Source organism: Maribacter polysaccharolyticus (genome assembly GCF_028882255.1).
In the GTDB taxonomy this organism is placed as follows: domain Bacteria; phylum Bacteroidota; class Bacteroidia; order Flavobacteriales; family Flavobacteriaceae; genus Maribacter_A; species Maribacter_A polysaccharolyticus.
The window spans coordinates 114,973-139,866 of sequence record NZ_JARBUY010000005.1; the positions used below are offsets into that span (position 1 = coordinate 114,973).

The window sequence follows — 24,894 nt, forward strand, 5'->3', positions numbered from 1 at the left end:
ATATCTTAATAAATAAAATCCGAAAATGAACAAGTTTTCAATTACCTTGGAAAATGAACGTGTACGACTTGAACCCTTGACTTTGGAAAATCATAAACACCTTATTCCCATTGCCTCCCAAGACAAGTTGATACGTTATTCCCCTTCCGATATCGAGACCCCGGCAGTATTAAAAGTGTATGTTGAAACCGCTTTGGAGCAGAAAAACGGAAATACCGGAATTCCATTTATCGTTTTCGACAAGAAAAACCGGACGTATGCGGGTTGTACCCGATTTATGAACATCGATTGGAAAAACAAGGTATTGCAAATTGGATCTACGTGGATCGGAAGGGAATTCCACGGTACGGGACTCAACACCCAAATGAAAGCCTTGATGCTATCCCATGCGTTTGGGACGATGGACTTTGAAAAAATCGAATTCCGTATCGATGAACGCAATATACGTTCTAGAAAGGCCGTGGAAAAATTGGGCGGGGTCCTCGAAGGGGTATTACGCAAAAACGTTTACCTCTTGGATGGATTTAAACGGAATACCTGCTGCTATGGCATTTTAAAAGAAGCGTGGATCAAGTAAATTCGAAATAGGGAACGTATGGAACGGAAAATAGCTAAAGTTACCTTGATGGTCAAAGATTATGATGAGGCCATTGCTTTTTATACCCAAAAATTAGGTTTCCATGTTTTGGAGGATGTGCCTTTGGATGCCGATAAACGATGGGTATTGATAGGGCCTCCCGATCCGGAAGGTACCGCATTGCTTTTGGCAAAAGCCACGAACAAAGAAGAAATACGGTGTATCGGCAACCAAACCGGGGGACGCGTATTTCTCTTTCTACATACCGATGATTTTTGGAGGGACTATAAAGCCATGGTCGCAGCGGGGGTCATTTTTATGGAGGCCCCCAGGAAAGAAGCTTATGGAACCGTGGCGGTATTCAAGGATCTTTATGGCAATCTTTGGGACCTTATGGCTCCTAAACCTTGATCACTCTTCCTTCTTTTCGGAAATTTCCACCTCGTAATACTTTATTTTACGGGTCGTATAGGCATTTTCAGGAGTAATGATCTTTTTGACCCAATTGCCGTCCTCACCTTGGTCAAATTGGTAAATGTATTCCTTAACCGCGACCGACTTCCCTTTTTTGGTCACCGATTTCAGCAGCAATCCCTTTTCATCATATTCAAAGGTGGTTACCTCCTTAGGTACAAATTGGTCTTTTTTGGGATCGATTGCAAAATGGGTCTCGGAGCGCAGTTTCCCTTGTTCATCAAATACCTCTTCCAAAGCGGTCTGCGGATTCCCCTCCAAAAACTTTTTGGTCAACACCACATGCAGCTTTTTCTTGTCCTTTCCTACCTTTTCCGATTTTCTAATGGATTTAATAACGGTCCCGTTCAAAGCATATACCTGCGTCTGCTCCCCTTTATATTCGGCATGTTCGATCAACGTCTCGTCATTACCGTCGTTGTTCGTCCTTATGATTTTCACCAATACCGTATCCGCATCATAGATATACTCATAGCGGTCTAAAAACTCCTTGTCGTAAGAGATTATTTTTTCGGTGACCTTACGAAAGGGAACCGTATCGATCGTATAAAAATTCGCATAGGATGTACTGCGCTCAAAAGTGTTGTTCCTATAATTCTCAAAGCGTCTTTCAATAAGATCCCCTCCCCTATACTTGTAATACGTTACATCATAATCGGCATCGTTATAACGGGTGACCGATTTGGTCAGTTTACCCTCCATATCAAAATCATAGGCCTCCTTGCCATAGGAAGTACTTACCAAGCAGGACTTCACCGGACCTTTTAGATCAAAATCCGCTATGGTGAAAATCCTGATTTCCTGCCCATGTCCCACCTTGGCAAAGACCAAAAGGACCAGAACCATTACTTTCCGTAAAAAAATTGACGTGTAATTTTTTACCATATACCAAAAGTAATTTATAATACCGCAACAAGAAAACAAATTCCGTACCATTAATATTGCGTTAAGTGTGATAATTTCATCAACCTTCGCTATAGTTTCAAACCGATTGTCTTCTATCTTTGGGGTCATATATGCTTACGAACATGAAAAAACCCAGTACCATGAAAATTTCCACAGCCTTTGTTCCCCTTTTATTGATGATGGTCATGGGGTGCCGTCCCGAAAAAAAAACGGTAATGCAATACCCTGATTTTGAGATCGGGGTCATTGCCGACTGCCAATATTGCGATTGCGACCCCACCGATGTACGTTTTTACAGGAAGGCACCGGCACGTTTAAAAGAAGCCGTTACCGAACTCAACACCCATAAATTGGATTACACCATACATTTGGGCGATTTCATCGATAGGAATTTTAATAGTTTTGATACCCTGATCCCCATTTGGGGCGGTTTGCACATGGATAAATTCCATGTGTTGGGCAATCATGACTTTAGTGTTGCCGATTCGCTTAAACCCATGGTTTTTGAAAAAATGGGTCTTAAAGATCGTTATTACAGCATCGTGAAAAACAAATGGAGGTTCATTGTTCTCGACGGAAACGACCTTAGTGTACATGGCGCTTTGACAGCCGATAAAAAACAACAGACCGACTCCCTTTATGCGTTATTGTCGGATCGGGAATTACCCAATCTGAAACCTTGGAACGGTGGTTTGGGCAAAGATCAATTGCAATGGGTCGAAAATGAATTGAAACTAGCCACTGAAAATAAAGAACGTGTTGGTTTTTATTGCCATTATCCCGTTTTGGGGGAAACCAATGACCTTACGCTCTGGAATTACGAACAGGTTTTGACCCTTATCGACAAATACGAATGTGTCAAGTTTTATTTCAATGGGCATCACCACGATGGCAGTTATGTACAAAAAAACGGGGTGCACTATCTCAATTTCAAGGGGATGTTGGACACTCCCGACAGTACCTCCTATGCCCGTGTGGCCTTTCATAACGATTCGATCCTCGTGAGTGGATATGGCAGGGAACCCGACAGGGGCCTTAAAATAAGGTAGATCGGTATGCGTTTAGCGCCTTGTACCCTGCATAGATCCCGTTTCCGATCCTAAAAGGACATAAAAAAACACCCCGACGTTTCCGTCGGGGTGTTTTACTATTCACATGTTACCATCTTCACCACTTCGAAGGCTTCCCTTCGACTGGGCCCAGACTGGCTACTTGACTTCTTCGAAATCAACGTCTTCGACGTGATCGCCTTCATCGGCGCCAGTAGCTCCGGCAGTATCCTCACCATTTGGTGAAGCTCCGGCTTGTTGTGCTTCCGCTTGGGCTTTGTACATTTCCTCAGAAGCTACTTTCCAAGCTTCATTGATTTTATCCAAAGCTGGCGTAATAACCGCCAAATCCTTGCTTTCATACGCTTTCTTCAATTCTTCCAAAGCATCTTGGATAGGCTTTTTCTTATCATCGGAAAGCTTATCACCGAACTCGGACAATTGTTTTTCGGTCTGGAAGATCATTCCATCGGCCTCATTCAATTTATCCGCGGTTTCCTTGGCTTTTTTATCGGATTCGGCATTGGCTTCCGCTTCGGCTTTCATCTTTTTGATTTCCTCTTCGGTCAACCCTGAGGAAGCTTCGATACGAATATCCTGTGACTTATTGGTCGCCTTATCGGTAGCGGAAACCTTGATGATACCATTGGCATCGATATCAAAGGTCACTTCGATTTGAGGCGTACCCCTTGGTGCAGGTGGAATTCCGTCTAAATGGAAACGTCCTATGGTCTTGTTGTCCGCTGCCATGGGTCTTTCCCCTTGCAACACATGGATCTCTACCGATGGCTGGTTATCGGCCGCTGTAGAGAATACCTGGGATTTCTTGGTAGGGATCGTGGTATTGGCCTCGATCAATTTTGTCATTACACTACCCATGGTCTCGATACCCAAAGAAAGTGGGGTAACATCCAATAACAATACATCTTTGACATCACCGGTCAAAACACCACCTTGAATGGCAGCACCTACGGCAACCACTTCATCAGGGTTGACCCCTTTTGATGGTTTCTTGCCAAAGAACTTCTCAACCGCCTCCTGTACTGCAGGGATACGGGTTGATCCCCCTACAAGGATGATCTCATCAATATCACTTTTTGAAAGTCCGGCAGACTTCAACGCGGACTCACAAGGCTCAATGGTCCTTTTTACCAAGTCTGCGATCAATTGTTCGAATTTAGATCTGGTCAAGGTACGTACCAAATGCTTAGGTCCTGTAGCCGTTGCCGTTACGTAGGGCAGGTTGATCTCGGTCTGTGCGGAAGAAGACAATTCTATTTTTGCTTTTTCGGCAGCTTCCCTCAAACGTTGCAATGCCATGGCATCTTCACGAAGGTCCATGCTTTCGTCTTTCTTGAACTCTTCGGCCAACCAATCGATGACTTTTTGATCCACATCGTCACCCCCTAAATGGGTATCCCCATCGGTAGACAATACTTCGAATACCCCGTCTCCCAATTCAAGGATTGAAACGTCATGGGTACCCCCACCAAAGTCAAAAACAACGATTTTCTGGTCGGTATCCTTTTTATCCATACCATAGGCCAAAGAAGCCGCGGTAGGTTCGTTGATGATACGCTCCACTTTAAGTCCGGCAATCTCACCGGCCTCTTTTGTGGCTTGTCTTTGCGCATCGTTAAAATATGCAGGAACGGTAATTACCGCACGACTTACATCCTGTCCCAAATAATCTTCAGCCGTCTTCTTCATTTTCTGAAGTACCATAGCCGAAAGTTCTTGTGGTGTATATAAACGACCGTCTATATCTACCCTTGGGGTATCGTTATCGCCTTTTACCACTTTATAAGGTACACGATCCGCTTCTTTTTTTGATTCGGAGAATTTGTTACCCATAAAACGTTTAATGGAGTAAACCGTTTTGTGCGGATTGGTCACCGCCTGTCTTTTTGCAGGATCCCCTACTTTGATCTCACCACCCTCAACGAATGCGATGACCGATGGGGTTGTTCGTTTTCCTTCTGCATTGGGAATTACAACAGGCTCGTTACCTTCCATTACGGAAACGCAGGAGTTGGTCGTACCCAAGTCAATACCTATAATCTTGCTCATTATTTATGTTTTAAATATTAGTGCTTATTTTTTTACGTCGTTATGGAAATGACAAACAATATGCCAATCGCCGGTTTACTGACATGATGTCATCCCACAAATTGTCATAATGCCGGAAGAACACTCTATTCATAGGGTATTCGGAAGTTTTTTGGGGTTAAGGTTTTCTGCTTCGGATGGAAGACAAACGGACTCCTTTTAACGAAAAAGTTGGCACAAAGGCCATTGGGGCAACCATAGGTGCTTAATGTACACCTCTTAATCCGCCATACCTATGGCAAGCCCTTAAAACTGCCCTTTCGGCAAGATTTTTCACGGTACGGCCTTTAGGGGCACCATGGTAGAAATTCAATGGTAAGAAAAATAAAATACCCCCTTTCATCCAACAATAATTTTATCTTTACCATTATGGAGCAAACGGATGTACTATCGGATGTAAAAATGGAATGTATCAGCATTTTCGATATGTTGAAAATCGGCATCGGTCCGTCGAGCTCCCACACCTTGGGGCCTTGGCGGGCTGCTGAGCGCTGGATCGCCAGACTCAAGGCCAAAGGCTATTTTGCCCAGGTGGCAAGCATACAGGTACATATGTATGGCTCGCTGTCCCTGACCGGGAAAGGCCATGCCACCGATTATGCCGTTATATTGGGACTCTCCGGTGCCGACCCCGAGTATGTGCCCCTAGCGGATATACATACCATCGTACAACATACAAAGGAAACCAAACACCTGAACCTCAATGGGGAAAAAAACCTTCCTTTCGATCCGGTGTCCGATATCATTTTCAATCGGAAATTCCTTCCCTTTCATGCCAACGGGTTAAAATTCACGGCCGTGCTGACCGACGGTAAAAAAAAGTCGCAGACCTACTATTCCATTGGTGGGGGGTTTGTCGTGGTTGAAGAACGAAAGAATGCCAAACGGAATATAGCGACCTTTAAAACCTTTCCCTTACCCGTTACCAACGGGCAACAGCTCTTGGGTTATTGCAAACGCGAAAAAAAACCGATTTCAGAAATCGTACTCACCAATGAAAGATCCCTACGTACCGATGCCGAGATCGATCATGAACTGCATCGTATTTGGGACACCATGCTCGAATGTATGTATATCGGATGCCATACGGAGGGCATTCTCCCGGGTGGACTTCAAGTGCGTCGTCGTGCATTTGGCATGCACCAAAACCTAAAGGGCGACCTCCCCTATGCCGATCCCAAAGAATGGTTACAGACCATTCGGCAGACCGAGGTTAAATTTCGACAGATCCTGAAATGGGTCAGTTGCTTTGCCTTGGCCGTCAATGAGGTGAATGCCTCTTTAGGGCGGGTGGTCACGGCCCCTACCAATGGGAGTGCCGGGGTTATCCCTGCCGTATTGATGTACTACCTGGTCATCGAAAACCACGATGCCGGATTTGAGGCCATTAAAAAGTTTTTATTGGTGGCTGGCGAAATCGGCAGCATCTTTAAAAAGGGAGCCACGATATCGGCTGCCATGGGTGGTTGCCAGGCAGAGATCGGGGTGTCTTCGGCCATGGCGGCAGGGGCTTTGACCGAGTTATTGGGAGGCAGTCCCGAACAAGTGCTTATGGCTGCTGAAATTGCCATGGAACACCATTTGGGCCTCACTTGCGATCCCATTGGCGGCTTGGTACAGATACCCTGTATCGAACGCAATTCGATGGGGGCCATAAAAGCGATCAATGCCGCGGAACTGGCTTTGGGATCGGACCCCTTGGAAGCCAAAGTACCTTTGGACAAGGTGGTACAGACCATGTGGGAAACGGCCAAGGACATGAACACCAAATACAAGGAAACCTCGGAAGGTGGACTGGCCGTTGGGGTATATCTAAGTGATTGTTGATTTTTTTATCTACTCTTTTATAACCGTTTGTGCTCATTTGCAACGACTTACATCGTCCTTTTCTACGGAATTACTTGGTTTTTTTGGTTTTTTAAAGGAATTTTAGCTAGTAAACATAAAAAAGATATATACATAACCTGGTACGTATATTCAATTGTTATGTGCCATGAATAGAGAAATGAAATGAATATGATTAATCCTCCCCTTAGGGCACCAGTCTTAATTTGGAATGTATTAACTACAACTTTTTTTTGGACTACGACAATGAGAATGTTGCTAAAGCCTGAAATATCCGGTTGGGGTATTTTCAATTTTGGCGGAGAAGGATTAACAGGAGACTATTGGCTGCCACCCCTAATCGTTTTATTTGCGCTATTGGTCTTTTATCTTGAAGGTCGTGGCAAATTCAGGTCTATTTATCACATAATGATAATTAGCTGGAACTTATTGATTACCGGAGCTGTTGCTTATGGTAGCTTCCAGTCTAGCACACAAGTTTCCTTCGATACCTGGGGAGTCAATATTTCAATGATATGGCTCTTAGTACCATTTATTTTGTTTTTGATATTAACTGTTGCATTAGTGGTACAAGAAACAAATGGAAAATATTTAATTCCGTGTTATAATTGGTCGAAGATCAATTGGAAACCTTTGGTTATGGCTCTTTTATTATTTCCGGTTGCATTTCTATTCTTTAGGTTAGGTGAGGGATTTAATTGGTATGTAAAAATTGCCGTTGGAGCGACCATAATTCAGTGGATATTACTAACAGAAGTTTTAGGTCGTCCTCATAAAGGAAAAATGAAAAAATCCACTGACATCTGATGGTACATTTAAAGATAATCAATGGATGTATAAAGAATACCTCGTACGCATAACATTGGTAACCGATGCACAAGCCTTTAATCCGGAAAAAACTACTTCATATAAGCCGCTTTAAGGGTATTTTCAGTGTCAAGTTAAAAATGGGAAGCTAATTTCCCTTGCTTTGAAAAGGCCCCGGATAAGTATTCGAAGATGTTTTCCACAAATGCCGTTATGGCAAGGATTCCTGCCCCGCTTTTACCCCGTTTTTCGATGAATTTCAGGTACATCTTCAGGTTGTAAGCCATCGCCTTGTTCGCCTGCTCCTGCCCGTTCGTGTTTATTTTCCTTAGCCCCATGAACGGTGCCGGCGTTTCAAAATAGGTTTTGGATAGTGCTGGTCCGTTCGGTTTATCCTGATAGTCCTTCTTGCTTTGGATACCTATAGTTACAATCCTTCCGACCGACAAAGACTTTTTTCACTACCTTGTTCATCAGGCACATAGCCAATAATCAATACGGACTTCTGCCTTATTCGTTAGGTCTGTGTATTTTTGTAATGTCGTCAAAAACTTATGGATTTAGCTTTGGACAGAAAAAAAAGGTTAAAACAAAATAGAAAGTTTTGGCTGAATGCAGGTTCGAAGGTTACCGCTCTATCTCCCGAACTAATCAAAGCTGGAACGTTGGCGGTAATAAAAACCAACCATTTACGTTCAATAATAAATTAGAAACAACAAACCCGAAATCCCCAAGAATCATGAAAAATCCTAAGCCGAGATTAATATTACTGACAATATTTACAGCCTTGGCCTTAATGGTCGGGTGCGATAACGATGATGACAATGACGTGTTCGCCGATGTAACAATAAATGAAGGACCGAATGGCGACATTGGTGGCGATTTTACTGGAAATGGCGGAAGTACTTCCCAAACGTTTGAATATCAAAACGGATTAGCAACAGCGGATTACAATGCGGACATAACAGCATCGGCAGGCAGCATTTTCCAAATGATAGTTAGAGATGCTGACGGAACTGTTGTCTTGGATAGGTCGCTAAATGGAAATATAGAACCTGATAGCTTTTCAGGTGTTACTTCCTCTGGAACGGTTGGAACTTGGTCTGTTACCATAAATCTAACTGATTTTAATGGCGATGGTAGTTTTTCATTGAGCGAAGGCGATTGAAAAAATAACTAACATAAATTGATCAAAAACAAACTTAGGATAGCCATAAGTATAAGCATTTGCTTCTACTCGCCTACCCTGAAAATTCCGTTGGAATTTTAAGCTTCGTGTGTACTTGCAAAATTTTGTGTTAAAACATGTAACTACGCATAGTCAAATCCGTTGTAAACAATTTTGACCCGTCCTGAATAAAGGCTACCATATTATCCGAATAAACCTTACACACGAATTGAGCTAGTTGTTTCGGACTTTTCACCAATTATTTTCTTTCGATGATTAACACCCCAATTATGCAATTCAAAAATAACTTTTCCCAGTGTTTTGGAATGCTCTGTAGGTGTATATTCCGTTCGCACGGGAAAACCATTGATAACAGTTCTAACAATCAACTTATTTTCTTCCATATCTTTTAATTCCTTTGACAAAACTTTGGTGCTTAACTTAGGAATACTTCGTTCTATTTCCCTAAAGTGCTTATTTCCTTCCCAAATTGAAATTAATATCAAAAGCTTCCATTTTCCACCTATGACATCCAAAGTGTCCCGTACGGGTAACAAAGCGGACATACACTCTTTATGTTCTTTTTTTTTCATCCCTACACATTTAATGATTACCTAAAAGTAACTGATTACCTTTAGGTAACTGATTACTAATGGTAATCAAAAATAATTACTTTTGCCGTATTACCAACAATAACAAACGAAAAATGAAAAACAAGATTCTTACAGCTTTATGTATCTTATTCGGATTAATGATGATTAATTCAGGATTGAATAAATTCTTCAACTATATGCCCATGCCCGAAATGTCTGAAGAAATGATGCAAATAATGGGCGGGTTTATGACAATAAAATGGATTTTTCCCCTTGTAGCAATTGTTGAGATCATTGGAGGCGCTTTGATAGCATTCCCAAAAACAAGAGCACTGGGTGCTATAGTAATTCTACCGGTAATGGTTGGAATATTTGTTCATCATATCGTTCACGATATGTCAACTATTGGCATTGTATTGGTGTTGCTAGGAATCAACATTTGGGCAATTGTGGCTAATTGGAATAAGTATTTACCGATTATAAAAAGTGAATAGGCTTGAATTAATATAGATTAAGCGTTTACCAAACTACTGTTGAAAACCACTACTGCCAATTCCGGTAATCGTCACTCAACCCCTTGATCATTGGATCAATGACTTCCAAAACCGCCTTAAAAGGCGGTTTTGTTTTTTAGGAGACCTATTTACCCCTGGTTTTTGCCGAACCCAAAAACATCCGTAGGACCTGTAAGTTCCGTTTTTCACAAAGTGACCAAGCGCCTTGACTACCCCCTTTCAAACGCCTATGGAAATCGTTCGTGCGTATACGTTCGCACAACTGGAAATGGGCGAACGGTTTTTCCTGATAGTCCTTCTTACCTTGCATACCTATCGTTACGATCCTCGCGATCGACAAAGACTTTTTTCGCTAACTTGTGCATCAGGTACAAGAACTATAAGTCAGTCCTACCCTCTTCAAAAGAGAAATTTTATTACTTTCGATTCGGCCCGATGCCGAACTAAAAAATCCCAACAAATTTTCCAGTCCGAAATTATCGCCTTAACCTTGTAGGTAATTAATATCAGGCCTAGGAATTTGTAAGAGTATGTTGAAATAATCCTAAACTAGGAATGGAAATATAACCAATGTTATTATATGAAAAAATTAAGAGCGCTAACTGATGCTAAAATTGAATCCGGACGACAAGCTAATCCTGAGTTTATGAATGGTGTGGATACTATTATCAAACAAGCAAAGGCCTTTCAACAAGGGGAAAATGCAATCAAAATTGAACAGAAAGCTCCTGATTTCGAGCTGCCCAACCCTGAAGGCAAATCAATATCATTAGCTGCTTTATTGGAGAAAGGACCTGTTGTCATTACTTTTTATAGAGGTAATTGGTGTCCTTACTGTAATTTACAACTCAGGGCTTTGCAAGCCAGACTAGATGAGATCCATGCCTTGGGAGCTACATTGGTTGCCATTAGCCCACAAGTACCGGATGGATCATTGACAAAAGATGAAATTAGTACGATGGACTTTACTGTATTGTCTGACCAAGACGCAAAAGTTGCTAGGCAATACGGTGTTGCATGGGAAGTGCCAGAGTTTTTAGCAGAACATATGCGAGTAGACCGTAAACTTGATTTAGAAAAAATCAATAATGGAAACGGTAATATATTACCAATTCCGGCAACGTTTATATTAGGACAGGACGGCGTAGTTAGATGGAGCTATGTTAACGTTGACTATAGAATTCGTTCAGAACCTGATGAAATTATTGAAGCTTTGAAAAATCCATATTAACAAAGTACAACTTACCTTAATTCTACCAGTTGATTCTTTGTTTACCTCAAAACCAATACAACTTCATTGATGGCAAAGGTCGGTTAAGGTTGCTAAACTAATTCTACAGCACCGATAATCGTCACACAATCCCATGATCATTGGATCAATGACTTCCAAAACCGCTTTTTTAGGCGGTTTCGTTTTTTAGGGGACCAATTGACCCCTGGTTTTTGCCGTACCAAAAAACCTCCTTGGAGCCTATAGGTTCCGGTTTTCAAAAAAAGTGACGGTAGCGGGACCAAAGCTCCCCTTTCAATCGCCCATGGAAATCGTTCATGCGTATATGTTCGTTCAACCGGAAATGGGCGAACGGTTTTTCCTGATAGTCCTTCTTGACTTGCACATCTATAGTTATGACCCTTGTCCAAATCGGCAATGATCGACAAAGACTTTTTTCTTAACTTGTGTAACAGGTACAAGGGCCATAATGTTGTGGTTACTATCGATAAACCGAGAAACTGGATGAACAAAACAATATTTGAAATCACCAAAATGGACTGTCCATCGGAGGAAAATTTAATCCGAATGAAATTGGACGGAATTTCAAGTATTGCCAATTTGGACTTTGACATTCCGAATCGAAAACTGACGGTTTTCCACAATGGAAAAATTGACCAAATCGAAAAGTCGGTCCTCGAACTGAATTTAGGCGGAAAGAAAATTTCGACCGAACAATCCGACCAAACGGAATTTAAGGAAAATGCGAACCAGAAAAAACTACTTTGGTCTGTCCTTGCCATAAATTTTGCCTTTTTCCTTATCGAAATGACGACAGGAATCATATCCAAATCAATGGGATTGGTGGCCGACAGTTTGGATATGCTAGCCGATAGTTTTGTGTACGGAATCAGCTTATTTGCGGTCGGCGGAACGATAATTAAGAAGAAACGGATTGCCAAACTTGCTGGTTATTTTCAAATAACACTTGCGATTATTGGATTTGTAGAAGTTTTAAGGAGATTTTTCGGAGACGGGAAACTTCCTGATTTTTCGACAATGATCATCGTTTCGGTTTTTGCACTTATCGCAAACGGAATTTGTCTTTACATCTTGCAAAAATCAAAGACTAAAGAAGAGGCACATATGAAAGCGAGTATGATTTTTACCTCGAATGATGTGATAATCAATTTAGGTGTAATTATCGCAGGACTATTGGTGAATTGGTTGAATTCGAGCAAACCTGATTTGATTATCGGCACAATCGTCTTTGCTTTGGTCATTCAAGGAGCATTCAGAATATTGAAATTAAGTAAATGAAGAAGCCCATTATAGATATGACTCGGAGGTACTGTTGTACGAACAGCTTAGGAAACATGGATTGGAATAATTCTGTAAAGAATTCAAAACATAAAAATGGCTTTGTGATGGCTGTTTTTGAACATTCCAGAATGAATTCGCTGTTCAATGAAATGAAGGACTTGGGTAATTCCCTAATCGAATTAATAGACAAGGAATAAGAACCTTAATGGGCAACTCGCCCCGTTTGGCTAAATGAGGTGCACCGGCAAAAAATACGCCTACATTTCCCGTTTCCGACACTTGGATAAGATCGTTGCAGTACATTTGAAATCCCGATATACCATGAAGACCATCACTTGGAAATTACTATTGAAATCGAATACAAAATCCGTCTTCCAGTTCCTCTCGACCCCCGAAGGCAGAACCAAATTTTGGTCTGAAAAATCATCTGAAAAAGATACTATAATTCATTTTGTATTTCCCAATGGTCGTACCTACCATTCTAGAACAATAAAAATAATTCCCAATAAAGAATTCCATTTGTCCTATTTCGATAGCTTGGTCAAATTTCAGTTAGAGTCCTCTATAAACGGGGGGACTGAGCTTACACTAATTAATGAAGGCGTTTCTGAAAGTGACTTTCCCGAGGTCAATGCAGGATGGGTTTCCGTACTCATGAACCTTAAAGCCGTAGCCGATTTCCGATGTGATCTGAGAAACCATGACCCCAATAAGACTTGGGATCAGGGCTATGCAAATAATTAATGATTTCAGTGCCCTTTTAAAGTCATGAGAATAATAACGGGTTGTATATTTCAATTCATATGCCGCACTATTTGATCTCAGCATACAAAAGCACAAAACGCCTATCACCACGGCTAATTGAAATGATCAATAACGAAATAAACATAACACCCGCATAACCGTTTACCGAGCATTAAACTTAAGACGTGTATCCTAAATGGCATAATATAGCCTACCCGATAAATCCTTCGGATTTTTCCCCTGTTTGTCCCTTTTTTTTAAATTCGTTGTTCAATCGTGTACATGAACGTTGTAAACATTTGAAACAAATCTTATGAGGAAATTATTAGTCCTGCTTCTACTGATCCCCCTCCTGTCAATGACCACCGAAAATGATCGGGACAAATTCATTGGGAAATGGGTGGGTGAGGACAAAAATGAACTTGGTTATCTGAATTTTGACCCAGATGGATATGCTTACTTTGAAATAAAAGGCAGAAAATTTGGAGGAAAAGAATTTGTAATGAATGGTGAAAAAGGAAAAATGACCTATGAAATAAATAGCGAAACGCACCCAATCCAAGTGGATCTCATAGTAACCAAATTGGAAAGTGGCGAACAGCATAAATTACTTTGCATTGCAGAATTCATCGATAATGACACCATGCAGTTTGAGATGAATTTTGAGAACAACAGACCAACGGACTTTGATACGGATAATTCCATAATCTTCATTAGAGAGCAATAAAAACGTTTTAGGGCAAGGTAAAAAATAAATAACCGGTGCATGCCTACTTACGAAAATCCATCGGATATTCCCCTGGATCGACCGTTTTTGCTAAATTTGTTGCTTGGATTACCCAACTAAGCCTACACAGGCTTGTTGGGCCATGATAAAAAAAGTGTAACGGAACAACGAACCATAAATTCTTGAAATTTATAAATTTAACTTCTCTAATTATTTAGAAATAAGTTATCTTGTTCTAGTAATAATTAAAATTAAAAAAATGCAACGATTTAGTGAAAAGTACATCATAACAAAAGAAATGGAATGGGAAGAACTTGGTGGAGGCGTATCAAGAAAGTTCTTAGGTTACGATAACCAAATCATGATGGTGAAAGTGAAATTTGATAAAGGAGCTTTGGGTGCCCCACATCAGCATTTTCATACGCAAGCCACCTATTGTGTTTCAGGTAAATTTGAATTTGATATTGATGGCGAAAAGAAAATTATAGAAGCAGGGGATGGCGTATATATCGAACCTAATTTATTGCATAGTGCGATTTGCTTGGAAGAGGGAATGCTAATAGACACCTTCAGTCCTGTACGGGAAGATTTCTTGAGTGGTGGCGGTGTATCTTATTTTGGGGATAAAGAAGCCTAAGAAAAACACTAAGGGAAATAAAATCAGTTTTCTTCATTTCGTCTAAACCGGCAAAAATCACTCAGGGTAAAACCGATTATACTTTGAGTATTTTATTAGGATAGCCGACCATGATCAAAACAAAGACCCCGATAACCGCTTTATAAGCGGTTATCTTTTTTTTGGGGCACTCCGTTGATCTGAACTTTTAAGGGAATCTTACGGGCAACCCTTAAACTTCACTCGTTTCTAAACGGGGTTCAGGTTTTTCTTTGGTTGTACGTGACAACAAATGCATCACCTTGTTCGCCAGTTACGGCCCTAGGGGTTAGACTGCTTAATCCCATAAACCGGGGCAACGAACCGTTGGGTACGGGCCATTTCCTTGAAACGACATTGCGCCCCGTGCATTTAGTCGAGTCCTCCCCTTCCCTTTCATATCCCATAAAATCAATACACAGAATTCAATTTTGAAATATAAAGTCATAGAGAATTCGTTTGGAACCCCATAATGAAGGAACGATTGAAATATGGCGATGAGATTATCGAAATTAATGAATGGTTTGACGCAAATTCTGAAAAAGAAATACCAAGACTTATATCCTTTGTATTCAAAAAGAAAAACCAATGCCCATAAAACCTCCTGTAAAACGCCATTACGGTTAAAGCTAACCGAATAATTTGTGCGCTTAAGTAACTTTGTCCCTAATCGAAAAAGTACATCAAAATGCGCTACCACTGCAACAAAAAACCATAAGTGAAATTAAAGAAGAACGAAATTGAATATCAGAAAAGCAATAACATCCGATTTTGACAAAGTTTGGGAAATATTCTCCAGAGTCATTAAAACTGGGGACACCTATGTCTTTCATCCCAATACTCCAAAAAAAGACCTGAAAAAACATTGGTTTGCCGACTATATGGAAACCTATGTCCTGGAAGAGGACGGACAAATACTGGGAACCTATATTATCAAACCCAACCAAATTGATTTGGGAAACCATATTGCCAATTGTAGTTATATGGTAAACCCCAACGCCCAAGGGAAGGGAATAGGAAAAAAACTTTGTGAACACTCTCTTGAAACGGCCAAGGAAAATGGATTTGAAGGGATTCAATTCAATATTGTGGTAAGTACCAACAAAATAGCCGTGGCATTATGGGAAAAATACGGATTTGAAATAATCGGAACCACACCTAAAGGATTTCGACATGCTGAATTAGGAATGGTGGACACCTATATCATGTATAAAAACCTAAAAGGAGAACAATAAGAACCAACCGCTACATAACCCAAATACGACGCGCACTTTTAGGCCGAATCCAAAGGGCTATGTATCTTTATGGGGTCGCTAAAATGAAAATCATGCGATTACAAAATGTTGGATTTTCGCTTTGGAGAAAAAAGAAAAACAAAATCAATACGCTATAGCTTAGCGCTCAGTCAGAAACCAATGGTTTCCTAACCTCCGCACTACGCTTGGCCCATCAGTTGTAGGTACTATGGCAAAAGACATACCACATATAACATTTAAATCTGCAACAACCGACAATATTGGTTTTGAAATTGTACCTATTGAACAAATCGCTAAAAGTAAAAACAAACACAAACACCATCCTGAATTACCCCATCAGGTTAAATTTTATAATCTCATTTTTTTTACACAAGGCTCTGGAAGACATTTTATCGATTTCAATTGGTACCCCGTACAACAAAATAGCTTGGTTTACCTCACCAAAGACCAAATCAATGCTTTTGAGTTTTCAGAAGAATTAAAAGGCTATTGTATCCTATTTACCGAGGAATATTTTGTGAATAGCTTCTCCAATTTAACAGATGACTTTGTATTTAGACTTTTTAACCCAGAGTTGTTTTCACCTATTCTTCAAATTCCCCAAAATTCCGATTTTATAGCCTATTTTAATCTACTACTCAAGGAATATGGCAATCCCCATACTTTCAATCATGCAATCATTATCAATTCACTATTGACGATTTTGATATCAAAAGCAGAGAATCTAAAACAAAATCTAACCTTCCATATTTCGGATTCCCCTAAAGTCGCCCTTTATCAAAATTTCATTTCACTTATAGAGAAAAACCTAACCAAAAGCAGAAGCGCAAATTTTTACGCCAAAGAACTGGCGATAAGCTATAAGCATTTAAATACCATTTGTAGGGAATTGATGAATAAGACGGCCAAAAACGTCATTGATGATTTTGTCATTCTTCAAGCGAAGCGAAATTTGATCAATTCAACGACAAACAGTTCTGAATTAGCGTATAGATTAGGGTTTGAAGACCCAACAAACTTCACCAAATATTTTAAAAAAAAGACAGGATTAACCCCAAAATCCTTTATAAAATTACTTTCTAAAGATTAATGGTTCAACTTTAACCATTTTAATACCGGTTTTCATCTTTTCCATAAGTCCTGGTCGCTTCATCTTTGTATCAGATTTAAAATACAAAAAAATGAACCGAATGATTACCACTGTTGCCATTACCCTTTTAATAGCAGTTAGCCACGCACAAGACAAAAACATTAACATTGAAAAATCAGGAAAAATGGAAACAATAACAGCATTAACAAACAAAGAAAAAGCAGTGGCATTGATCACTAGTTTAGAAACCGGTGACAAATCGACCATTTCATACATCAACCCGACCAACTACAAGCAACACAATCTTGCAGTAGCCGATGGATTGGAAGGCTTTGGCGAAGTATTGCACCACGCACCAAAAGGAGGTTTCAAAGCAAATGTAATCCGTTCATATCAAGATGGGGATTACACCTTTACACATACGGAATATGACTTTTTTGGACCAAAAATAGGCTTTGACATCTTTAAATTTGAAAATGGTCGAATTGTAGAACATTGGGATAATTTTTCCGATCTAGCTACTACAAATCCAAGTGGTAGAACACAATCAGATGGGGTTACAAAAGCTTCGGATATGGATAAAACAGAACAAAACAAAGCTTTGGTAAAAGATTTTATCAATACCATTTTAATCAAAGGCGAGTTTGACAAAATGCACAACTATTTTGATGGTGACAAATACATTCAACACAATGCTATGATTGGTGACGGAGTTTCCGGATTGGGAAAAGCCTTGGAAGAATTGGCAAAACAAGGGATTACCATGGTGTTTGAAAAAAACCATATCATTTTAGGAGAAGGTAATTTTGTTTTATCGGTAAGCGAAGGAACATTTGCGGGAAAGCCAACATCATTTTATGACCTGTTCAGGATAGAAAATGATAAGATCGCAGAGCACTGGGATACCATCGAAACCATTTTACCAGAGGCCGAAAGAAAAAACACAAACGGAAAATTTAATTTCTAAACATGAATTTAAAATCAAAAAAAATGAAACCGAAATCAATCCTATTTATCTGTATCGTAGTATTTTGCGTCGGACAAAGTTTCGCCCAAACCAATACAACAAACGAAAATGAATTTCAATTTGGAGAGGCAGAACATTTTTTGGACGGGTATTCCCTGAATTTCCAATACCAAGATGGCAAAGCCATACATATGGGGTTTTACAATGGAAAAGCCAACTATGAATGGATTACCGGACCTGGAAAAGGAAGAGGAAATACAGACATTCCTTACCGCTCATGTAAAATCGGAGATAATCTTTATATCGTCAATTGGCATGAAACGGGATTAAAGGATTATTTGACCATTGTTTTTGATTTTGAAAAAATGATGGTACATAGTTCTATCATCGTAGGCTATGAAAATAAACCCGAAAGAAGCTTAAAAACGGTATTCTTGACCGGTGTCATAGACCATTTACAGAAGAAGTAAGATGAGCAACGTAGCAACTTGCCCAACTTGTGGCAGTACCTCAAAAATAAAGGAAACGAATGAGGAAATAACCTATGAAACCATTCAAGATGATGAATTGATAATAAAAATAGATCAGTTGAAAAAAGCATTGCGGAAATGCAAGGTAAAAGCGGCGCAATTGGAAAAGCAACTTGAAGGATCCAAATAACAATATCGGTTTACGGCAAAACCCAAACGCAACATGCACTTTAGGACCGAATCGAAAAGGCTGTTTATCTTTATATTATAACTAAATTGTACATTATGCGAGAGCGAAATGTACAATTTTCCCTTTGGAGAAAAAAAAAGCTACCTCTGAAGCAGGCGGAAACGAAAAGTTTCCTTGCCTGCCCCACGTGGCAAACCCGAAAACGTTGGCTGTAGTTAGTGATGAACGAAAAGCAAATCATAGATTGGTTACTTGAGGGTGATGTATCAATACGTTATCAGGTTTACCGTGATTTATTAGGTAAGCATAGGAACGACTTGCAGGCCAGAATTGCATTTGAAGGTTGGGGCAAACATTTCTTGTCCCAAAGAAAACCAAATGGCCATTGGGGAGAAAGGTTCTATTACCCCAAGTGGATTTCAACCCACTATACCCTGCTCGACCTCAGAAATCTGAATCTAAGCCCTAACAACGAAATCGTAAAAGAATCAATCAAACAGGTTCTGGGTAGTTCAAAAGCCAAAGATGGAGGAATACGACTTGGCCCCTCCACCTCACTACACAGTGATGTTTGTGTCAATGGCATGTTCTTGAACTATGCCACATATTTCAAAACCCCGGAAAAGGAGTTGTAATCAATGATTGACTGCCTTTTGGAGGAAATAATGCCTGACGGCGGATTCAATTGCCGGACCAAAAGAAACGGTGCAAGACATAGCTCCCTACACGCTACCCTATCGGTACTTGAAGGACTCTGTGAATTTAAAAAAGCCGGATACGACTATCGGAACCATGAAATTTCAGAAGCCCAAAAAAGTGCAGAAGAATTCATTCTGCTACACAACTTGTTCCTTTCCGACCGATCGGGAGAAATCATATCCAAAGACTTTTTAAAATTAGCTTATCCAAGTAGATGGAAATACGATATTTTACGTGCATTGGACTATTTTCAATATACCGGAAGAACATGGGATGAAAGGATGAAAAAGGCACTGGAAGTCCTATTGAAAAAAAGAAATAAGAACGGTACCTGGAATATGCAAGCAGCCCATCCCGGACAAGTACACTTGATAATGGAGAAAGCCGGCACCCCAAGCAGATGGAATACCTTACGGGCTTTACGGGTATTAAAACATTTTGAAAAAGAAAACCACAGTACACAACGGTAATCCTGTATACTGCATTGTCCACTTTTCGCGAATCGATGAATTCGACCACCTTGTACCCCCCTTTGTACAAGTAATTGCGTACCACCTGTGGTTTTACCCGGCTTTGACACCATTGTTTCGTGATAATTTCCCTAGAATATCGACTTAATTAAAAATTTAGTAACTTAATACCTACAAAGGTCGCTATACAGCCTTTTTGCTGTTTACGGGAAGTACTATACCAAAATTGTCCAACAATCAAAACCAGGCAATATGAAACTTGTATCCAATGCAACCCTACAAATTCAAAAACCGATCAATGAAGTTTTTGAAGGAATCGTCGATCCTGCAAAATTGACCCAGTATTTCATTTCGGAAAGTAGTGGGCGATTGGAGTCGGGAAAAGACGTTATTTGGAAATTTCCCGAATTTGATGACAAATATCCGATCAAAAACGTCAACATCGAACCCAATCGTTCAATTACCTTCGTTTGGGATCCCGATACGGCCGTCCAAATTATATTGGAAGCCCAAACTGACAAAAGCACTATCGTAAAAGTAACGGAAACAGAGCGGGAATTCGGTGTAAAAAATCTCGAATGGGTCATAAGTAACACAGGGGGATGGGCCAATTTCCTTGCCTGTATGAAAGCCTATCTCGAGTACGGAATTCAACTTCGAAAAGGGGCTTTTGATTTTATGAAAAAAGATTGAATTATCGAACATTGAAAGGTACCCTAAATGAAAACCACGCCAAAACACAATGAGCGTATCGCAAAAATGACTTTTGCCTCGGTATATCCCCATTACGTGACAAAGGTGGAAAAGAAAGGCAGAACGGTTGCCGAACTGCATCAGGTCATAGAGTGGTTGACCGGTTACGATAAAACCACAGTGCAAGAATTCATTGATGCCAAGGCAACTTTTGAAACCTTCTTTGATAAGGCGGAACTGAATCCAAAAGCCCACTTGATCAAAGGGGTCATTTGCGGATATCGCATCGAGGAAATAGACAACGCCTTGACCCAACAGGTAAGGTTTTTGGACAAACTGGTCGATGAATTGGCTAGAGGCCGTAAAATGGAGAAAATCCTACGGGAATAAAGGAAACAACCATCCCAATGTACGACCGAATTTGCAAAAATGGCCTACTCCCAATCCGATTCCTCCAAAGTAAAGAGCTGACTTACTTCCACCTCGAATATTTGGGCCAATCGCAACGCCAATACCGTTGAAGGCACATATTTACCCAATTCCATGGCGTTAATGGTCTGTCTGCTCACCTTGGCCAATGCCGCCAATTGCGCTTGCGTAATATTTTTCTTGGCCCGTTCTACCTTAATGCTATTCGTCATGACCGGCTAACTTTTTAAGTTTGGAAATTTGCCAATTGAATCGAATAATGAAGAACAGCAGAATCGTGAACATGTTAAATATCATGACCCATAAAAAAGACAGGTCATATATGAACAAAAAGGAGATCAATAGAATGGCATAGTTTACATAGACCGCCCAAACCAATGACTCCAATCGGATTTTTGAAATATATTCATCCTCGGACCTTTCTTTGGAAAAAGCAACCATTAGTGAACCAATGATAGTGAAAACACCAAGAATTTCGTTCAAGATATTGTTGCTTATTATTCCATAGAAATACTTATCCGCAAAAATCCCATCAATAAATACAGCCGGTACCTTAAAATCCAAAAATCCAGGTTCGTAATCCAAAATAAGGGTTATTAAACCAAGGATCGCGGACGGAATCAGCAGTATCCATCCGATTTTCTTGTATTTGTTGGGAAAAAGATAATTCAATTTCATGATCAAAAATTTAATCCGCTATCAAAAGTAAAAAATATTTATCATTATGACAAGTTTATTTTACTTTTTGTAAAACATAATATACTCATAAATCGAATACTATTCATTTATAAAGCCCACAAAAGCGGCATCTTAAGGGGTTCACTTACCTATTGCAGGATTAAAAAGAACGATAAAAAGAGAATTATACCCCAAATCGGTGGTAGTTAACGAATAATTGTTGAATTTAGGCATGTCCTAAAAAAGGACGACTATTTTTTTGAGCAAGCCATACTATTTAACCCAACAAAACGGTCCATTATCAAAACCATGAAAAAACTCTTATCCTTACCGCTTAATCTTGTAAAGTACTTTCATCAAATAGAAAACAAAGACGAGGAATCCTGGTTTTGTACATCGGATCCGGAAGGTAGCCATGTAGGTTCCGGCGGGGGAACGGCATGGTTATTAAAGGAAATGTGGAAAAACTCCAATACCCATTTTGGGGACTGGTTAAAAAAAGAGAAAAGGATCATCATGCATGCGGGCGGACAGAGTAGACGCTTACCTGCCTATGCCCCATCGGGGAAGATATTGACCCCCATTCCTGTTTTTAGATGGGAAAGAGGTCAAAAAATAAACCAAAACCTCTTGGACCTACAAATTCCGCTTTATGAAAAAATACTTCAAAAATCCCCTAAGCATCTGAATACCTTGATTGCCAGTGGGGACGTCTATATTCAATCCGATGAGGATAGCAAAGCACTTCCGGATGTTGACATCGTTTGTTATGGCTTATGGGCCAATGCCGAATTGGCAAGTAACCATGGGGTTTTTGTTTGTAACAAAAATGCTTCCGAAGAATTATTGTACATGCTTCAAAAACCCTCACCCCAACTTTTGAAAGATTTATCACGGGACCAATTATTCCTTATGGATATCGGTATTTGGGTGTTAAGCGATAAGGCCGTGAACGTGCTATTAAAACACTCTGGCTATTCCTTAGACGAAAACGGACAATTGAGTACACCTGAAAACCTCGATTTTTATGATCTATATGGCGATTTCGGACTTAATATGGGTAGCGAAACCACTGGGAAGAACCCGGAAATCAATGCCTTGAAAATTGCGATCTTACCGTTACCTAAAGGTGAATTCTATCATTTTGGTACCAGTAGGGAATTGATTTCCTCAACCCTGTCCATTCAAAATAGGATCATAGACCAAAGATCCATTTTACACAAGGATGACAAACCCCATCCATCCATGTTCGTCCAGAATGCGGATATTAAAATCAAGTTGCGGACAGATCAGCGTAATTTATGGATCGAGAATTCGTTCATTGGTGAAAATTGGAGCTTACAATCGGAACACATTATTACGGGAATCCCCAAAAACAATTGGACCGTGAATCTGCCCAATGGGGTGTGCTTGGATATCGTACCCATTGAAGAAGACAGCTATTGCATACGTCCGTACGGTTTTCACGATGCTTTTAGAGGTCCGGTAAATGACGACACCACGAATTGGCAAGGAGATAGTTTCAATCAATGGCTCTCCCAACGCCATCTATCGTTCAAGGATTTGGATTTCCCTGAAAACACGGATTTGCAGGCCGCCCCTATTTTCCCGGTCTTAACGTTGACCGATTCGTTCGAAGCCTTATTGTCTTGGATGATAGATCCTACGGAAGACAAAACCCTATCATCGCTTTGGCTTTCGAGTGAACGCTTATCGGCCAATGACATTTCAAAAAAAGCGTCTTTAAGTCGCTTATACGATCAGCGGGAATTGTTCAGAAGTAAGAATATCGTACAACTTCATCAGAATTACGCAAAAAGCGTTTTCTATCAGTCCGATTTGAATTATATCGCCGAACATGTCGCCCAGCATAACATCGATTTAAAGCCCCATCTTTCATTTGACAATTCCTTCCTGCAAATGCAAGAGTACATGTTCCAGGCTAAAATCAAAAAATATTTAAACCAGGACAATACCCTTGAAGAACAAAAAGCCTTCAATTTATTAAGTGATATTATTGTGGATAGCCTTGGCTATGAGCAACCCGAACCCCAACTGAACGTTTTTCAAGATCAAATCGTTTGGGGAAGAAGTCCGGTTAGGATTGATCTTGCAGGAGGTTGGACCGACACCCCGCCTTATAGCATTGCCTACGGAGGAGCAGTCGTAAATATGGCCATAAATTTAAATGGGCAGCCTCCCCTTCAAGTATACATTAAACCCTCAAAAGAATATAAAGTCATTCTACGCTCCATTGATATCGGCGTACGTGAAGATGTTACCACCTACCAAGAAATATCTCAATTCAAACAAGTAGGTTCCGCTTTCTCGATTCCCAAAGCAGCCCTGTATATATCGGGGTTCAACGAAAAAAGTCCCTATAAAAGTCTCGAAGAGCATTTAAAAGCTTTCGGCTCCGGCATTGAAATAACCATGCTGGCGGCAATACCCAAAGGCTCCGGTCTTGGCACCAGCTCTATTTTATCGGCGACCGTACTCGGGGCCTTATCAAATTTCTGTGGATTGAACTGGGACCAAAACGACCTCAACCAAAGAACATTGGTCCTTGAACAGTTATTGACGACCGGTGGGGGTTGGCAGGATCAATTCGGGGGTATCTTACCCGGTATTAAATTGATCGAAACGCAAAAAGGGGGCAACCAGACGCCGAATATAAGTTGGGCCCCGGAGTTTATCTTTTCGAAACCCGAGAACAAAGCCTGTATGTTGCTTTACTATACGGGAATAACCCGTACGGCCAAGAACATACTTTCTGAAATTGTAACGGGCATGTTCTTGAACGAATCCAAAAACACAAAGATCCTTAAGGACATCAAGCAGCATGCCTTTGAAACCTTCAAGGTATTGCAAAGCGGTAATTTTAATGATTTCAGCGATTGTGTCAATCTTACCTGGGAGCAGAAAAAGAAATTGGACCAAGGTATCAATCCTCCCGGAGTTGAAAAAATCATCGCTATGATCAAGGATCATGCGGCAGCCTATAAGCTTCCCGGTGCCGGTGGAGGTGGTTACCTCTTCATTATCGCCAAAGACCCTCAGGCCGCCGGAATCATAAGAAAAACATTACATAACAACCCTATTAACAACCGTGCGCGTTTTGTTGATATCGATTTATCCCCTACCGGTTTTCAAGTTACCCGATCGTGATAAGGATCAACCAAGGGAAGTTACGAGTGCTTCGGACATATATAACATCAACCTGAAAGTGACTTTTTGGGACGTGGTGTAC

Annotated in this window: 29 protein-coding genes; 23 read left to right on the plus strand and 6 right to left on the minus strand. The window is 40.4% G+C overall.

Features of this window, described 5'->3' with window-relative positions:
* The first annotated feature begins 25 nt into the window (after window positions 1-25).
* Together PHU20_RS16200 and PHU20_RS16205 are read left to right on the plus strand one after the other, a co-directional pair.
* Complete coding sequence (locus PHU20_RS16200; protein ID WP_274826450.1) at window positions 26-577, plus strand: GNAT family N-acetyltransferase; 552 nt, start codon at window positions 26-28, stop codon at window positions 575-577.
* Window positions 578-595: 18 nt separating this feature from the next.
* Complete coding sequence (locus PHU20_RS16205) at window positions 596-988, plus strand: VOC family protein (RefSeq protein WP_274826451.1); 393 nt, start codon at window positions 596-598, stop codon at window positions 986-988.
* Here the strand turns inward: PHU20_RS16205 and PHU20_RS16210 are convergent, their stop codons facing one another.
* Window positions 989-1,897 (minus strand): hypothetical protein, encoded by a 909-nt coding sequence (locus tag PHU20_RS16210; protein WP_274826452.1) that lies wholly within the window; start codon window positions 1,895-1,897, stop codon window positions 989-991.
* A gap of 200 nt (window positions 1,898-2,097) precedes the next feature.
* On the opposite strand from PHU20_RS16210, the gene PHU20_RS16215 reads away from it, so the two are divergent.
* On the plus strand, window positions 2,098-3,006 hold the full coding sequence (locus PHU20_RS16215; RefSeq protein ID WP_274826453.1) for a metallophosphoesterase: 909 nt from the start codon (window positions 2,098-2,100) through the stop codon (window positions 3,004-3,006).
* A gap of 159 nt (window positions 3,007-3,165) precedes the next feature.
* Here the strand turns inward: PHU20_RS16215 and dnaK are convergent, their stop codons facing one another.
* The gene (dnaK, locus tag PHU20_RS16220) at window positions 3,166-5,076 is read right to left on the minus strand and encodes a molecular chaperone DnaK (RefSeq protein ID WP_274826454.1); all 1,911 of its coding nucleotides are present in this window, start codon (window positions 5,074-5,076) and stop codon (window positions 3,166-3,168) included.
* Window positions 5,077-5,517: 441 nt separating this feature from the next.
* Here dnaK and PHU20_RS16225 point away from each other — a divergent pair, with 441 nt between their 5' ends.
* Together PHU20_RS16225 and PHU20_RS16230 are read left to right on the plus strand one after the other, a co-directional pair.
* On the plus strand, window positions 5,518-6,942 hold the full coding sequence (locus tag PHU20_RS16225) for an L-serine ammonia-lyase (RefSeq protein WP_274826665.1): 1,425 nt from the start codon (window positions 5,518-5,520) through the stop codon (window positions 6,940-6,942).
* Window positions 6,943-7,125: 183 nt separating this feature from the next.
* Window positions 7,126-7,767 (plus strand): hypothetical protein, encoded by a 642-nt coding sequence (locus tag PHU20_RS16230; protein ID WP_274826455.1) that lies wholly within the window; start codon window positions 7,126-7,128, stop codon window positions 7,765-7,767.
* Between the two features lie 134 nt (window positions 7,768-7,901).
* On the opposite strand, the gene PHU20_RS16235 is transcribed toward PHU20_RS16230, so the two are convergent.
* Window positions 7,902-8,216, minus strand: coding sequence for a hypothetical protein (locus tag PHU20_RS16235; protein ID WP_274826456.1), 315 nt, complete (start codon window positions 8,214-8,216; stop codon window positions 7,902-7,904).
* A gap of 155 nt (window positions 8,217-8,371) precedes the next feature.
* Here PHU20_RS16235 and PHU20_RS16240 point away from each other — a divergent pair, with 155 nt between their 5' ends.
* On the plus strand, window positions 8,372-8,935 hold the full coding sequence (locus tag PHU20_RS16240; RefSeq protein ID WP_274826457.1) for a hypothetical protein: 564 nt from the start codon (window positions 8,372-8,374) through the stop codon (window positions 8,933-8,935).
* A 218-nt stretch (window positions 8,936-9,153) separates the two neighbouring features.
* Here the strand turns inward: PHU20_RS16240 and PHU20_RS16245 are convergent, their stop codons facing one another.
* On the minus strand, window positions 9,154-9,528 hold the full coding sequence (locus PHU20_RS16245; protein WP_274826458.1) for a winged helix-turn-helix transcriptional regulator: 375 nt from the start codon (window positions 9,526-9,528) through the stop codon (window positions 9,154-9,156).
* A 113-nt stretch (window positions 9,529-9,641) separates the two neighbouring features.
* Here PHU20_RS16245 and PHU20_RS16250 point away from each other — a divergent pair, with 113 nt between their 5' ends.
* The 16 genes from PHU20_RS16250 to PHU20_RS16325 all read left to right on the plus strand — a co-directional run bounded on the left by PHU20_RS16250 (window position 9,642) and on the right by PHU20_RS16325 (window position 20,927).
* Window positions 9,642-10,022, plus strand: a complete 381-nt coding sequence (locus tag PHU20_RS16250) for a DoxX family protein (RefSeq protein ID WP_274826459.1) — start codon at window positions 9,642-9,644, stop codon at window positions 10,020-10,022.
* A 601-nt stretch (window positions 10,023-10,623) separates the two neighbouring features.
* Complete coding sequence (locus tag PHU20_RS16255) at window positions 10,624-11,274, plus strand: peroxiredoxin-like family protein (protein ID WP_274826460.1); 651 nt, start codon at window positions 10,624-10,626, stop codon at window positions 11,272-11,274.
* 504 nt (window positions 11,275-11,778) lie between these two features.
* Window positions 11,779-12,573: a cation efflux transmembrane domain-containing protein gene (locus tag PHU20_RS16260; RefSeq protein WP_274826461.1), complete on the plus strand. Its 795-nt coding sequence runs from the start codon at window positions 11,779-11,781 to the stop codon at window positions 12,571-12,573.
* A complete protein-coding gene (locus PHU20_RS16265; RefSeq protein ID WP_274826462.1) occupies window positions 12,570-12,773 on the plus strand; it encodes a hypothetical protein in 204 nt (67 codons plus the stop codon). The genes PHU20_RS16260 and PHU20_RS16265 overlap by 4 nt, the downstream gene beginning before the upstream one ends.
* Before the next feature lie 124 nt (window positions 12,774-12,897).
* Window positions 12,898-13,320, plus strand: coding sequence for an SRPBCC domain-containing protein (locus tag PHU20_RS16270; RefSeq protein ID WP_274826463.1), 423 nt, complete (start codon window positions 12,898-12,900; stop codon window positions 13,318-13,320).
* A gap of 313 nt (window positions 13,321-13,633) precedes the next feature.
* Window positions 13,634-14,047, plus strand: a complete 414-nt coding sequence (locus PHU20_RS16275; protein ID WP_274826464.1) for a hypothetical protein — start codon at window positions 13,634-13,636, stop codon at window positions 14,045-14,047.
* A gap of 259 nt (window positions 14,048-14,306) precedes the next feature.
* Window positions 14,307-14,684, plus strand: a complete 378-nt coding sequence (locus PHU20_RS16280; protein ID WP_274826465.1) for a cupin domain-containing protein — start codon at window positions 14,307-14,309, stop codon at window positions 14,682-14,684.
* A gap of 758 nt (window positions 14,685-15,442) precedes the next feature.
* A complete protein-coding gene (locus tag PHU20_RS16285; RefSeq protein WP_274826466.1) occupies window positions 15,443-15,937 on the plus strand; it encodes a GNAT family N-acetyltransferase in 495 nt (164 codons plus the stop codon).
* Window positions 15,938-16,166: 229 nt separating this feature from the next.
* Window positions 16,167-17,048, plus strand: coding sequence for an AraC family transcriptional regulator (locus PHU20_RS16290; protein ID WP_274826467.1), 882 nt, complete (start codon window positions 16,167-16,169; stop codon window positions 17,046-17,048).
* A 91-nt stretch (window positions 17,049-17,139) separates the two neighbouring features.
* Window positions 17,140-18,015 carry a nuclear transport factor 2 family protein gene (locus PHU20_RS16295; protein ID WP_274826468.1) on the plus strand — a complete coding sequence of 292 codons (876 nt, stop codon included), beginning with the start codon at window positions 17,140-17,142 and terminating at the stop codon, window positions 18,013-18,015.
* Between the two features lie 23 nt (window positions 18,016-18,038).
* Window positions 18,039-18,485 carry a MoaF-related domain-containing protein gene (locus tag PHU20_RS16300; RefSeq protein ID WP_274826469.1) on the plus strand — a complete coding sequence of 149 codons (447 nt, stop codon included), beginning with the start codon at window positions 18,039-18,041 and terminating at the stop codon, window positions 18,483-18,485.
* Between the two features lies 1 nt (window position 18,486).
* Window positions 18,487-18,675 (plus strand): hypothetical protein, encoded by a 189-nt coding sequence (locus PHU20_RS16305; RefSeq protein WP_274826470.1) that lies wholly within the window; start codon window positions 18,487-18,489, stop codon window positions 18,673-18,675.
* A 221-nt stretch (window positions 18,676-18,896) separates the two neighbouring features.
* Window positions 18,897-19,310 (plus strand): hypothetical protein, encoded by a 414-nt coding sequence (locus PHU20_RS16310; RefSeq protein WP_274826471.1) that lies wholly within the window; start codon window positions 18,897-18,899, stop codon window positions 19,308-19,310.
* Window positions 19,311-19,313: 3 nt separating this feature from the next.
* Entirely contained in the window at window positions 19,314-19,844 is a 531-nt protein-coding gene (locus PHU20_RS16315; RefSeq protein ID WP_274826472.1) for a hypothetical protein, read from the plus strand.
* 252 nt (window positions 19,845-20,096) lie between these two features.
* The gene (locus PHU20_RS16320; RefSeq protein ID WP_274826473.1) at window positions 20,097-20,537 is read left to right on the plus strand and encodes an SRPBCC domain-containing protein; all 441 of its coding nucleotides are present in this window, start codon (window positions 20,097-20,099) and stop codon (window positions 20,535-20,537) included.
* Window positions 20,538-20,564: 27 nt separating this feature from the next.
* Window positions 20,565-20,927, plus strand: a complete 363-nt coding sequence (locus PHU20_RS16325; protein WP_274826474.1) for a DUF2200 domain-containing protein — start codon at window positions 20,565-20,567, stop codon at window positions 20,925-20,927.
* A 44-nt stretch (window positions 20,928-20,971) separates the two neighbouring features.
* On the opposite strand, the gene PHU20_RS16330 is transcribed toward PHU20_RS16325, so the two are convergent.
* Both PHU20_RS16330 and PHU20_RS16335 read right to left on the minus strand, forming a co-directional pair.
* On the minus strand, window positions 20,972-21,178 hold the full coding sequence (locus tag PHU20_RS16330) for a helix-turn-helix transcriptional regulator (RefSeq protein WP_274826475.1): 207 nt from the start codon (window positions 21,176-21,178) through the stop codon (window positions 20,972-20,974).
* Window positions 21,168-21,644 (minus strand): hypothetical protein, encoded by a 477-nt coding sequence (locus PHU20_RS16335; protein WP_274826476.1) that lies wholly within the window; start codon window positions 21,642-21,644, stop codon window positions 21,168-21,170. The genes PHU20_RS16330 and PHU20_RS16335 overlap by 11 nt, the downstream gene beginning before the upstream one ends.
* A 300-nt stretch (window positions 21,645-21,944) precedes the next feature.
* Here PHU20_RS16335 and PHU20_RS16340 point away from each other — a divergent pair, with 300 nt between their 5' ends.
* Entirely contained in the window at window positions 21,945-24,812 is a 2,868-nt protein-coding gene (locus PHU20_RS16340) for a bifunctional fucokinase/fucose-1-phosphate guanylyltransferase (protein ID WP_274826666.1), read from the plus strand.
* Window positions 24,813-24,894 lie beyond the last annotated feature (82 nt).

What these genes read in the sequence shown, in the direction of transcription:
- PHU20_RS16280 (WP_274826465.1), top strand. Translation starts at nt 14,307, where the DNA reads ATGCAACGATTTAGTGAAAAGTACATCATAACAAAAGAAATGGAATGG.
- PHU20_RS16260 (WP_274826461.1), top strand. Translation starts at nt 11,779, where the DNA reads ATGAACAAAACAATATTTGAAATCACCAAAATGGACTGTCCATCGGAG.
- PHU20_RS16305 (WP_274826470.1), top strand. Translation starts at nt 18,487, where the DNA reads ATGAGCAACGTAGCAACTTGCCCAACTTGTGGCAGTACCTCAAAAATA.
- PHU20_RS16300 (WP_274826469.1), top strand. Translation starts at nt 18,039, where the DNA reads ATGAAACCGAAATCAATCCTATTTATCTGTATCGTAGTATTTTGCGTC.
- PHU20_RS16255 (WP_274826460.1), top strand. Translation starts at nt 10,624, where the DNA reads ATGAAAAAATTAAGAGCGCTAACTGATGCTAAAATTGAATCCGGACGA.
- PHU20_RS16315 (WP_274826472.1), top strand. Translation starts at nt 19,314, where the DNA reads ATGATTGACTGCCTTTTGGAGGAAATAATGCCTGACGGCGGATTCAAT.
- PHU20_RS16200 (WP_274826450.1), top strand. Translation starts at nt 26, where the DNA reads ATGAACAAGTTTTCAATTACCTTGGAAAATGAACGTGTACGACTTGAA.
- PHU20_RS16270 (WP_274826463.1), top strand. Translation starts at nt 12,898, where the DNA reads ATGAAGACCATCACTTGGAAATTACTATTGAAATCGAATACAAAATCC.
- PHU20_RS16295 (WP_274826468.1), top strand. Translation starts at nt 17,140, where the DNA reads ATGAACCGAATGATTACCACTGTTGCCATTACCCTTTTAATAGCAGTT.
- dnaK (WP_274826454.1), bottom strand. Translation starts at nt 5,076, where the DNA reads ATGAGCAAGATTATAGGTATTGACTTGGGTACGACCAACTCCTGCGTT.
- PHU20_RS16335 (WP_274826476.1), bottom strand. Translation starts at nt 21,644, where the DNA reads ATGAAATTGAATTATCTTTTTCCCAACAAATACAAGAAAATCGGATGG.
- PHU20_RS16245 (WP_274826458.1), bottom strand. Translation starts at nt 9,528, where the DNA reads ATGAAAAAAAAAGAACATAAAGAGTGTATGTCCGCTTTGTTACCCGTA.
- PHU20_RS16205 (WP_274826451.1), top strand. Translation starts at nt 596, where the DNA reads ATGGAACGGAAAATAGCTAAAGTTACCTTGATGGTCAAAGATTATGAT.
- PHU20_RS16215 (WP_274826453.1), top strand. Translation starts at nt 2,098, where the DNA reads ATGAAAATTTCCACAGCCTTTGTTCCCCTTTTATTGATGATGGTCATG.
- PHU20_RS16230 (WP_274826455.1), top strand. Translation starts at nt 7,126, where the DNA reads ATGAATATGATTAATCCTCCCCTTAGGGCACCAGTCTTAATTTGGAAT.
- PHU20_RS16310 (WP_274826471.1), top strand. Translation starts at nt 18,897, where the DNA reads ATGAACGAAAAGCAAATCATAGATTGGTTACTTGAGGGTGATGTATCA.
- PHU20_RS16275 (WP_274826464.1), top strand. Translation starts at nt 13,634, where the DNA reads ATGAGGAAATTATTAGTCCTGCTTCTACTGATCCCCCTCCTGTCAATG.
- PHU20_RS16225 (WP_274826665.1), top strand. Translation starts at nt 5,518, where the DNA reads ATGGAATGTATCAGCATTTTCGATATGTTGAAAATCGGCATCGGTCCG.
- PHU20_RS16330 (WP_274826475.1), bottom strand. Translation starts at nt 21,178, where the DNA reads ATGACGAATAGCATTAAGGTAGAACGGGCCAAGAAAAATATTACGCAA.
- PHU20_RS16290 (WP_274826467.1), top strand. Translation starts at nt 16,167, where the DNA reads ATGGCAAAAGACATACCACATATAACATTTAAATCTGCAACAACCGAC.
- PHU20_RS16265 (WP_274826462.1), top strand. Translation starts at nt 12,570, where the DNA reads ATGAAGAAGCCCATTATAGATATGACTCGGAGGTACTGTTGTACGAAC.
- PHU20_RS16320 (WP_274826473.1), top strand. Translation starts at nt 20,097, where the DNA reads ATGAAACTTGTATCCAATGCAACCCTACAAATTCAAAAACCGATCAAT.
- PHU20_RS16250 (WP_274826459.1), top strand. Translation starts at nt 9,642, where the DNA reads ATGAAAAACAAGATTCTTACAGCTTTATGTATCTTATTCGGATTAATG.
- PHU20_RS16210 (WP_274826452.1), bottom strand. Translation starts at nt 1,897, where the DNA reads ATGGTTCTGGTCCTTTTGGTCTTTGCCAAGGTGGGACATGGGCAGGAA.
- PHU20_RS16325 (WP_274826474.1), top strand. Translation starts at nt 20,565, where the DNA reads ATGAAAACCACGCCAAAACACAATGAGCGTATCGCAAAAATGACTTTT.